The sequence below is a fragment of the Azospirillum sp. B4 genome, assembly GCF_000333275.1.
GTDB lineage: Bacteria > Pseudomonadota > Alphaproteobacteria > Azospirillales > Azospirillaceae > Nitrospirillum.
Window position 1 is genome coordinate 1 of sequence record NZ_BACU01000106.1, and the last position, 9471, is coordinate 9471.

The 9471-nt window shown below is 68.5% G+C and carries 9 protein-coding genes and 1 pseudogene; 7 read left to right on the top strand and 3 right to left on the bottom strand.

The features are described 5' to 3' along the window. The 5 genes and pseudogenes from I55_RS36830 to bla form a co-directional block, all read left to right on the top strand. Positions 1-556, top strand: a pseudogene (locus I55_RS36830) (MCE family protein); the annotation flags it as partial. Further along, on the top strand, positions 553-1221 hold the full coding sequence (locus I55_RS05195; protein WP_083900856.1) for an ABC-type transport auxiliary lipoprotein family protein: 669 nt from the start codon (positions 553-555) through the stop codon (positions 1219-1221). The pseudogene I55_RS36830 and the gene I55_RS05195, both read left to right, overlap by 4 nt. A gap of 14 nt (positions 1222-1235) precedes the next feature. Then, complete coding sequence (locus I55_RS05200) at positions 1236-2030, top strand: DUF6969 family protein (protein ID WP_044559447.1); 795 nt, start codon at positions 1236-1238, stop codon at positions 2028-2030. A 383-nt stretch (positions 2031-2413) separates the two neighbouring features. Continuing rightward, complete coding sequence (locus I55_RS05205) at positions 2414-3334, top strand: DUF2336 domain-containing protein (protein ID WP_307718694.1); 921 nt, start codon at positions 2414-2416, stop codon at positions 3332-3334. Positions 3335-3433: 99 nt separating this feature from the next. Then, positions 3434-4441, top strand: coding sequence for a class A beta-lactamase (bla, locus tag I55_RS05210; RefSeq protein ID WP_049973856.1), 1008 nt, complete (start codon positions 3434-3436; stop codon positions 4439-4441). Positions 4442-4461: 20 nt separating this feature from the next. On the opposite strand, the gene hrpB is transcribed toward bla, so the two are convergent. The 3 genes from hrpB to I55_RS05220 all read right to left on the bottom strand — a co-directional run bounded on the left by hrpB (position 4462) and on the right by I55_RS05220 (position 7502). Continuing rightward, positions 4462-6147 carry an ATP-dependent helicase HrpB gene (hrpB, locus tag I55_RS05215; protein ID WP_307718695.1) on the bottom strand — a complete coding sequence of 562 codons (1686 nt, stop codon included), beginning with the start codon at positions 6145-6147 and terminating at the stop codon, positions 4462-4464. Beyond that, entirely contained in the window at positions 6111-6986 is an 876-nt protein-coding gene (locus tag I55_RS39285) for a DEAD/DEAH box helicase (RefSeq protein WP_307718696.1), read from the bottom strand. The genes hrpB and I55_RS39285 overlap by 37 nt, the downstream gene beginning before the upstream one ends. A gap of 93 nt (positions 6987-7079) precedes the next feature. After that, positions 7080-7502 (bottom strand): response regulator, encoded by a 423-nt coding sequence (locus tag I55_RS05220; RefSeq protein WP_159107112.1) that lies wholly within the window; start codon positions 7500-7502, stop codon positions 7080-7082. Positions 7503-7852: 350 nt separating this feature from the next. Between I55_RS05220 and I55_RS05225 the strand changes: the two genes are divergently transcribed. Together I55_RS05225 and pssA are read left to right on the top strand one after the other, a co-directional pair. Next, positions 7853-8545 carry a phosphatidylserine decarboxylase gene (locus I55_RS05225; RefSeq protein ID WP_044559448.1) on the top strand — a complete coding sequence of 231 codons (693 nt, stop codon included), beginning with the start codon at positions 7853-7855 and terminating at the stop codon, positions 8543-8545. Next, positions 8545-9375, top strand: coding sequence for a CDP-diacylglycerol--serine O-phosphatidyltransferase (gene pssA / locus I55_RS05230; RefSeq protein ID WP_252181020.1), 831 nt, complete (start codon positions 8545-8547; stop codon positions 9373-9375). Before I55_RS05225 ends, pssA begins: the two co-directional genes overlap by 1 nt. Positions 9376-9471: the final 96 nt, after the last annotated feature.

A 9471-nucleotide genomic window follows, 5' to 3' on the forward strand; every position in this document is an offset into this window, starting at 1 on the left:
TCCCAGCAACATCGCCTCGCTGCTGCAGGAGGCGCCGCATCTGCTGGAAAACCTGATCAAGCTGTCGGACAGCCTGGCGGGCTTCATGACGCCCGACAACCAGAAGGCCTTCGCCTCCATGCTGGCCAACCTGGCCTCCACCGCCGGCGCCGCCAACGGCACGGTGCAGGACGCTGGCCATCTGGTGAACGAACTGCGCGGCAGCGTGCGGGAGATCAGCAAGCAGACCGAGGCGCTGCTGGTCGACACCCGCACCACCGTCAACACCGTCGGCAGTGACGCCAAGCGCATCAGCGGCAACCTGAACCAGTCGGCGGAGGATGTGAAGGTCCTGACCCGCAACCTGAACCAGACGGTGGAACAGCTGCGCGGCATGGTGGAAGAGAACCGCGGGCCCATCCGCGACTTCACCTCCAGCGGTCTTTACGACCTGACCCAGCTGATCGGTGACCTGCGCACGCTCAGCAACAACCTGTCGCGGGTGACCAACCGCATCGAGAACGATCCGTCCGGCTTCCTCTTCGGTGGCCGGCAGCGTGGCGTGGAGGTGAAATGAGGGGGGCCGTGAAGGGGGCGTTGAATCGCCGCCGCCTGCTGGCGCGCGGAATGGGAATGATGGGCGGTGGCCTGGCGCTGGGGGCGCTGCCGGCCTGTTCCATCTTCGAAAGCCCGCCGCATGTGGTGCGGCTGACCGCGGCGCGCGAGTTTTCGCCGGCGCCGCCGGTGGGCTGGCAGCTGCTCGTGGGCGTGCCCACCACCACCTCGGTGCTGAACACCACCCGGGTGCCGCTGCGCCACCTGGAAGGGGCGGGGGACTTCGGCTATTTCGACGCGGAATGGCAGGACGCCATGCCGGAAATGCTACAGGGCCTGCTCATCGAGTCCTTCGAATATTCCGGCCGTATCTCCGGCGTGGGGCGCGAGGGCTCGGGCCTGCGTGCCGACTATGTCCTGCTGACCGACATCCGGGACTTCCAGGCGGAATATCCCCACGCGACGGTGGAGGATGCTCCCGCCATCCATGTCCGCGCCCAGTGCAAGATGGTGACGCTGCCCCGGCGCACCATCCAGGAAAGCCAGGGCTTCGAGATCCGGGTGCCGGCCAAGGGCACCGGTTTCAACGCCGTGCTGGCCGCCTATGACGAGGCTTTCCACACGCTGGCCCGGCAGGTGGCCGAATGGGCGTTGCAGCCCGGACGGCGCGCCGGCGGCGGCGTCTGAGGGAGGGGCGCTCCATGCCCTTCCTGCGTGGCCCCGTGCGCGGCGGTCCGGTCGTTGACGCCCTGTCCGATGAGACGCTGGCGCGCCTGTGCGAGGCCGCGCGGGAAGTGGCCCTGTGTTCCAGGGTGTTGGCCAAGACGGGCGACACGGTGCTGACCGAGGTGCTGCGCGACGCGGTGCCGCCGGTGGAAGCCTGGCGCCATCACCCGCCGGGCGATGTCTACGACAGCGAATACCACGCCCAATACTATTTCCATGCCCATCCGGAGTCGGAACTGGTTGGGGAGGAAGTGGGCCATTTTCACACCTTCATGCGGCCGCTGGGCATGCCGGAAGGGGTGGCGCCGGCGCCCTTGCCCGATCTTCAGCCCGATCAGGATGGCAACGCGGCGCTGAGCCATCTGGTCGGTATTTCGGTTGACATCATGGGCCGTGTGATACGCTTGTTCACCACCAACCGTTGGGTGACGGGCGAAACCTGGTACGCCGCCGACGATGTCGCGAGCATGCTGGAAGGCTTCCAGATCGACCACGCCCGGCCGTCGTGGCCGCTGAATCGCTGGATCACCGCGCTGGTCAGCCTTTATCGCGATGAAATCGTTGAGCTTTTGCAAGAGAGGGACGCGACGGTCGCCCGCTGGCAGGCTGATCATCCCGGCAGTTATGTCTATGACGACCGCGCCTTGGAGGTGATGTCGGAACGGCTGGTGGATGTGGAGGGACGCATCCAGGAGGTGGAGCGCGCACGGCGCCGGCGGGCCCGTCAACAGGCGGCGATGGCAGACCCCGCGTGGCAGACCCGGGGGTGACGCGGGGGAATATCACCCAAATGGCGTTGGCCAAGACGGTGAAGGCTGTATTATTACTTGGCAATGGCCATCCGGTGGTGCACCGGGGCGATATGGAGGCGAAACCTGGCACCCCCGTTCCGGCCGAAACGACGGCTACGGGCCCGGGGGCGGGAAACCAGGTGCCGGTTGGTAGTGAAGGGAGCGGGTTGCCCTGCCCATGTCCGAGACCTTAACGCATCAGGATGTGCAGCGGCTGCTGGCCGATCCGTCCGCAACGACCCGCGCCGAGATGGCCACCAGGTCGCCGCCCAGTTGGGCACCGACCATCTGTCCCCGTCCGAACGGGCCTTGGCGCGAGACATCGTCCGCCTGATGCCCCGTGATGCCGCCGTGCGCGTCCGTTGGCCCTGTCGGAAAGCCTGAAGACCTACCCCGCGATCCCCCGTGACGTGGCCCTGCAGCTGGCCCGCGACGTGGAAGAGGTGTCGCTGCCCTTCATCGAGCTATCGTCCGTCCTGACGGACGCCGACCTGATTGAGTTGATCCAGACCGGATCGGAAGCGAAACAATCGGCTGTCGCCAAGCGTTCTGAAGTCTCGGAGGGCGTGGCCGACGTGCTGGTGGACAAAGGCGGGGAAACCGCCGTCGCCACCCTGATGGCCAACCAGGCAGCCAAGGTGACGGAAGCGGCACTGACCCGTGTGCTGAACCGCTTCCCCAAGAGCGACGCCGTCCACGCCCCCCTTATCGAGCGCGGCGCCCTTCCCGTCACCATCGCCGAGCGGCTGGTGACCATGGTGTCGGAGCAGCTGCGCGAGCGGCTGGTGGAACGGCATGAACTGCCGGCGGACGTGGCCAGCGACATCGTCCTGCAAGGCCGCGAGAAGGCGACCTATGAGCTGGTGGGCGTGGCCACCGATGCCCAGCTGGAAACCCTGGTGGAACAGCTGTACCGCAACGGCCGCCTGTCGCCGTCGCTGCTGCTGCGGTCGCTGTGCATGGGCGACGTCGCCTTTTTCGAGGTGGCGCTGGCCCAGCTGGCCCGCATCCCCACCCCCAACGCCCGCATGCTGATCCATGACGCCGGCAAGCTGGGCATGAAGGCGCTGTTCGACCGCACCAACATGCCCCAGTCGATCTATCCGGCGATCAAGGTGGCGTTGGATGTCGCCAGCGAGACGGAATTCGATGGCGGGGACCATGACCTGGAACGCCATCGCCGCAAGATGCTGGAGCGCATCCTGACCCAGTTCGAGGAGATGGCCAGCGACGACCTGGACTATCTGCTGAGCAAGCTGACTGATCTGACAGCTAAGGTTTGATCTTCGTCGGCTGGGCCGCCACGCTTCCACCATAGTTTCCGGGCATTCCTCCGTGGCCGCCGGTCTTCGGCAGGCCCGAGAGGAATGGGGACCTTTCCAATGCTGACATCGACGCTGCGCACGGTTTGCGCCGCCGCTGCTTTGTGCCTTGCCGTCGCCGCGCCCGCCGGCGCCGACTCGCTGGACATGCCGGCGCTGCAGGCGCGCCTGGATCAGCTGGCCCATGATTTTCCCGGCCGCGCCGGCATCGCCGTGCGCGACCCCGCCACTGGCGCCGTGGCGGGGGTCAAGGCGCAGGAACGCTTTCCCGAGCAGAGCGTGTTCAAGCTGACCGTGGCCATCGCCCTGCTGGACCTGGTGGACAAGGGGGCCATGGACCTGAAGCGCAAGGTCACGCTCTATCCCAGGGACCGTTCCGTCTATTGGCAGCCGCTGGCCAAGAACATCACCCCCGCCGGTTGGACCACCACGCTGGACGACCTGATGGCGCGCATGGTGGCGGACAGCGACAACATTGCCGCCGACACCGTGCTTCGCCTGATCGGCGGCCCGGCGGCGGTGCAGGCCGCGCTGACAGCCAGAGGGCTGGATGGCATCCGCGTGGATCGGGATGAGCGCCACCTGCAAAGCGATATCCTGGGCCTGACGTGGCAGGACGCCTATGTCGAGCCGGCGGTGTTCCAGGCCGCCGCCGACGCCGTGCCCGTCGCCACCCGCCTCGCCAAGCGTGAGGCCTACCTCAACGACCCGCGCGACACCGCCCAGCCGGCGGTCATGGCCCTGCTGCTTGAGCGGCTGGATAAGGGCGAACTGTTGAGCCCCGCCAGCACCCGCCGCCTGCTGGACATCCTGGACCACACCACCACCCAGCCCAACCGCCTGAAGGCCGGCCTAGTGGCAGGCTGGACCGTGGCGCACAAGCCGGGGGCGGGACCCTCCATCGAAGGCATGACCCTGGCCAACAACGACGTGGGCCTGATGACGGCGCCGGACGGCCACCGATACGCCGTGGCGGTCTACGTCGCCAGCGTCCAAGGCCCCCGGGAGAGGGCGGATGCCTTCATCGCCAGCGTGGCGCGGGCGGTGGTCGCAAGCTGGAAGCCATAAGGCGTTCGAAGGCGCCCAAACTAAGTCCCACGCCGCTTGGCCCTGGCCGTTGGTTCCGCCTCCAGCGGGTTGTCGGGCCAGTAGTGGCGGGGGTAGCGCCCCGCCAGATCCTTCTTCACGTCACGATAGGTGTTGGCCCAGAAGGAGGCCAGGTCGCGCGTGACCTGAATGGGGCGGTGGGCGGGCGACAGCAGATGCAACAGCACCGGCACACCCGCCACCGTCGGCGTCTGCGGCAGGCCGAACAGTTCCTGCAGGCGCACGGCCAAGGTGGGGATCTCACCGGAATAGTCGATGGGAAGGCGTGACCCGCTGGGCACGTCGATGTGCGTGGGCGCCAGGCGCTCCAGCTCCTGGCCTTGGGCCCAGTCCAGCATGCCCGTCAGTGCGCTGTGAAGGTCCAACCGGGGCAGGTGGCCGGCGCGGCTGATACCCGGCAGATAAGGTGCCAGCCACGTTTCCATACCCGCCAGCAGCGCCTCGTCCGACAGGTCGGGCCAGGTGCCGGCGCCCTTTTCGCCTTCCCGGGTGGAGCGGTGGAGGAAGCGCACCCGTTCCCGCCAGGCGTCCAGCGCCTTGGTCCAGGGCAGGGCGGCCAGGCCCATTTCGCGTATGCCTGCCATCATGGCGTCGGCCATGGCCTCGGCCGACGGCTGGCTCAGCGCCTCATCCTTCAGAATCAGTCCGAACAGGCGGCGCCGGCGGCGGGCCAGCACGGCTTGTTCCCGGCCGTCCCAGGTCACCAGCTCTTCCGTCACGATGCGGCCGGCATAGACCTCCTCGATCTCTTCCCGCGTGATGGGGGCGGCCAGGTAGATGCGGGCCTCGCGCGCGTCGCCGTCGAGGTCGCCCACGGCCAGCCAGTCCTGGCGCGACAGGGCGTCGGCGGCGTCCAGCACCGCGCCCTTGCCGTTGGCCAGGCGGTATTGCCCCTGGCCGCCGGGACGCTTCTGTGCCAGACGGTCGGGATAGGCCAGGGCTAGCAGGCGGCCGGCATCCTCGCCCGTGAAGGCACGGTCGGTGATGCGCAGCTGGCGCATGGTCTGACGCGCGCCCTCCCGAATCTGGCGCAGGGCGTTGCGGTCGGCGGCGCCGTTGTCTTGGCCCGACAGCAAATCCAGCCGGCGGCGCAGGTCGGCGTCACGGGCGATGCCGCGCAGGGGATCGCGCTCCTCCAGCAGGGCGGCCAGGTGGGCGGCGGCCGCCCCCAAACCCAGATCCATGCCCACCAGCACCATGTGGGCCAGGCGGGGGTGCATCCCCAGGGTGGCCATGCGCCGGCCGTGCGGGGTGATCTTCTGAGCGTCGTCCAGGGCGCCCAACTGGTTCAACAGGGCGCGGGCCTGAGCCAGGGGAGCTGCCGGTGGCAGGTCCAGCCAGGGCAGGGCGGCGGCATCGTCCACGCCCCAGGCCGCCAGCTCCAGCGCCAGGGGGGCCAGGTCGGCGCGCAGGATTTCCGGCGGGGCGTAGGGCGTCAGCGCCCGGTCCGCCTGCTCGCTCCACAGGCGATAGCAAACGCCGGGCTCCAGGCGGCCGGCGCGGCCCCGGCGCTGGTCGGCGGACGCGCGGGAGACGCGGGCCGTCTCCAGGCGGTTCATGCCGCTGCCGGGGTCGAAACGGCCCAGGCGGGCCTGGCCGGCGTCGATGACGACGCGAATGCCGTCGATGGTCAGGCTGGTTTCGGCGATGGCCGTTGCCAGCACCACCTTGCGCCGGCCAGCCGGCGCGGCCTGATGGCGGCTTCCTGCTGGTCCAGCGCCAGGTCGCCATAAAGGGGCGCCACCACCACGTCGCGGGGCAGGCCGAGGTCGGCCAGGGCCTTTTCCGTGCGACGGATTTCGCCGGTGCCGGGCAGGAAGACCAGAGCGCTGCCCGTTTCCTCCGTCATGGCACGCTTGACCACACGGGCCACGGCCGTTTCCAGCCGGTCGGTGGCGGCGGGTTCCACCCAGCGAGTCTCCACCGGGAAGACGCGGCCCTCGCTGGTCACCATGCGGGCGTCGCCCCGGTCATTGCCGCCCAGCAGCCTGGCCACGGCCACGCCGTCCAGCGTGGCGGACATGACCAGCAGGCGCAGATCCTCCCGCAGCAGGCCTTGCGCCTGCAGGCAGAAGGCCAGCGCCAGGTCGGCGTCCAGGCTGCGCTCATGGAACTCATCGAACAGCACGGCGCCCACGCCCTCCAGCGAGGGGTCGCCTTGCAGTTGACGCAGGAACAGGCCCTCCGTCACCACCTCGATGCGGGTATGGGGGCCGATGCGGGTGTCCAGGCGGACGCGGTAGCCCACGGTCTCACCCACCGCCTCGCCCAGCGTGTCGGCCATGCGCTTGGCCGCGGCGCGGGCGGCGAGGCGCCGCGGTTCCAGCATGATGATCTTCTGGCCAGCCAGCCAGGGCTGGTCCAGCAGGGCCAGGGGGACACGCGTGGTCTTGCCGGCACCGGGGGCGGCCTGCAGCACGGCGTTGGGCGTGTCGGCCATGACCCGCAGCAGGTCCGGCAGTACGGAGTCGATGGGCAGGGCGGGGGAAGTCATATTGGACGGCATGGGGCCGTCATACCGCGCGCGGGCCATTGCCGCCAGCGCTTGTAAGGGGGGAGCCAGCGGGCGGATGCCCGCGTCCGTCGCCTGAGGGCGACTTTATGCCAGGCTTAAGGTTTCCAGGCTGCGCTGGAAGTCCTCTGGCCGGTAAGGCTTGGTGATGAAGCCGAGGGCGACGCTGGGCGCACGGGTGCGCAGGGTGGCGGCATCCACCGCGCTGGTGAACAGGCTGCGGATGCCGAAGCGCTTCCAGATGCGGTTCGCCGCCTCCACGCCGTCGTCGCCGCCGCGCAGCATCACGTCCATCAGCACCAGGTCCGGCCGATGCTCGCCCACCGCCTCCAGCGCCTCGTCCAGGGAGGCGGCCAGGGCGCAGACCTCATGGCCCTGCTGCGTCAGGATTTGCTGCAGGCCGAGGGCGATCAGGGCCTCGTCCTCGACCACCACGATGCGGTAGCGGGGATGGCGGGCCGTGGAGGACCGCTGGGCCAGATCCCGGTTGAATGTCTGTTCGGCGCGCACGGGGCAATAACCTGTCAACGTCAGCGAGGCACCAGGACGCGCCGTTGCCAGAGGCCGACCCAGATTGACCACATTTTTCCGCAAAACGACGTCCAAGGGTATCCGCCCTTGAGGAAGAGAACGGTAGGCAACCCGTCGTAGTTCACAGGGTGGAGAAGCCGGCCCGGACCCAAGCATGGACTAACGCCAAAAAAGGCCTTGAACAGCCAGGTCGGCGTGCAGTTGGCCCAAACAACATGGAATGGCACTTAAAATCCGGGGCGGCCCTGTCTACACTGCGGCCATCCACCCATCTCCCTTGGGCCCGCCAGTCGGTGACCCATCGGGGACCTGCCTTTTGGAAAGTGCAAATGTCCGCTCTCAGCACCGTCATCGTGCCGATCAACCGCGCCGGTTGGCCCTTCATCCTGGCCTTCGCCGTGGTCACCCTCATCCTGTTCTGGCTTTCCACCTTCCTGGGCTGGATCGGGGTGATCCTGACGGCGTGGTGCGCCTATTTCTTCCGGGATCCGGACCGCGTGGTGCCCACCCGCCCCGGCCTGATGGTCAGTCCGGCCGACGGCCTGGTGCAGATGATCACCAAGGCGGTGCCGCCGCCCGAACTGGGCATGGGGCCGGAGCCGCTGACCCGCATCAGCATTTTCCTGAACGTCTTCAACGTGCACATCAACCGCACCCCCATCGAGGGCACGGTGACCCGCGCGGAATACCACCCTGGCAAGTTCCTTAACGCCTCCTTCGACAAGGCCAGCGACCTGAACGAGCGCATGAGCATCCGCTTGGCCATGCCCGATGGTCGAGAGATCGCCTTCGTGCAGATCGCGGGCCTGGTGGCCCGCCGCATCCTCTGCACCCTGAAGCCGGGGCAGAGCGTGTCGACGGGTGAGCGCTACGGCCTGATCCGCTTCGGCAGCCGTACCGACATCTACCTGCCGGACGGCGTGCAGCCCCTGGTCATCGTCGGCCAGAAGGCGCTAGGCGGCGAAACCATCCTGGCCGACCTCAGCAGCGCCGAGCCCCAGCGCCAGGGCGTGGTGCGCTGATGGTGCAGCGGCCTGCCAGGATGGGCGGGGATGCGGCTTTGGGACGGCGGCGGCGGGCCATCCGGCCGCCCCGCCTGGGCGGTCTCACCATCAACAAGCTGCTGCCCAACATGCTGACGGTGCTGGCGCTGTCCGCCGGCATGACGGGCATCCGCTTCGCCACGGAACAGCGTTGGGAACACGCCGTCATCGCCATCGTGGTGGCCGCCGTGCTGGACGCGTTGGATGGCCGTATCGCCCGTTTGCTGAACGCGCAGAGCAAGTTCGGGGCCGAACTGGACAGCCTGTCGGATGTGGTCAGCTTCGGCGTGGCGCCGGCCATGATCCTGTACATGTGGGGCCTGAACGAGGCGCGCAGCTTCGGCTGGATCGCCTGCCTGCTGTATGGCGCCTGTGCAGCCCTGCGCCTGGCGCGCTTCAACACCGCCCTGGGCTCCGCCGCGCAGAAGCCGGTGTGGGCCTACAACTACTTCACCGGCGTGCCGGCCCCGGCCGGCGCGTTGATGTCCTTGCTGCCCATCGTGTCCAGTTTCGAGCTGGGGCGCGAAGTGGTGGGCTATCCCGCCTTCGTCGTGGTGTGGACCGTGGCCATGGCCGGCTTGATGATCAGCGCCATTCCCACCTTCTCGCTGAAGGGGCTGCGCATCCACCCGCGCTACGTCGTGTTCCTGTTCCTGGGCCTGGTGCTGCTGGCCGCCGGTGTCGTCAGCGCGCCGTGGACGACCCTGATGGTTCTGGGCGTGGGCTATCTCGCCACCTTGCCGTTCAGTGTACGCCAGTACCGGCGACTGATGGCCCAGGCGGAAACCCTGGTCGCGGCGGCGGAGTAGTCGGGATCGGTTGAGGAGGGGCCTGTCTCCGCTCCGCCTGCAGGGGAGGGGACCGCGCCTCAGCCCTGATCAATCCCGGCGCGCGCCACAAGGCGG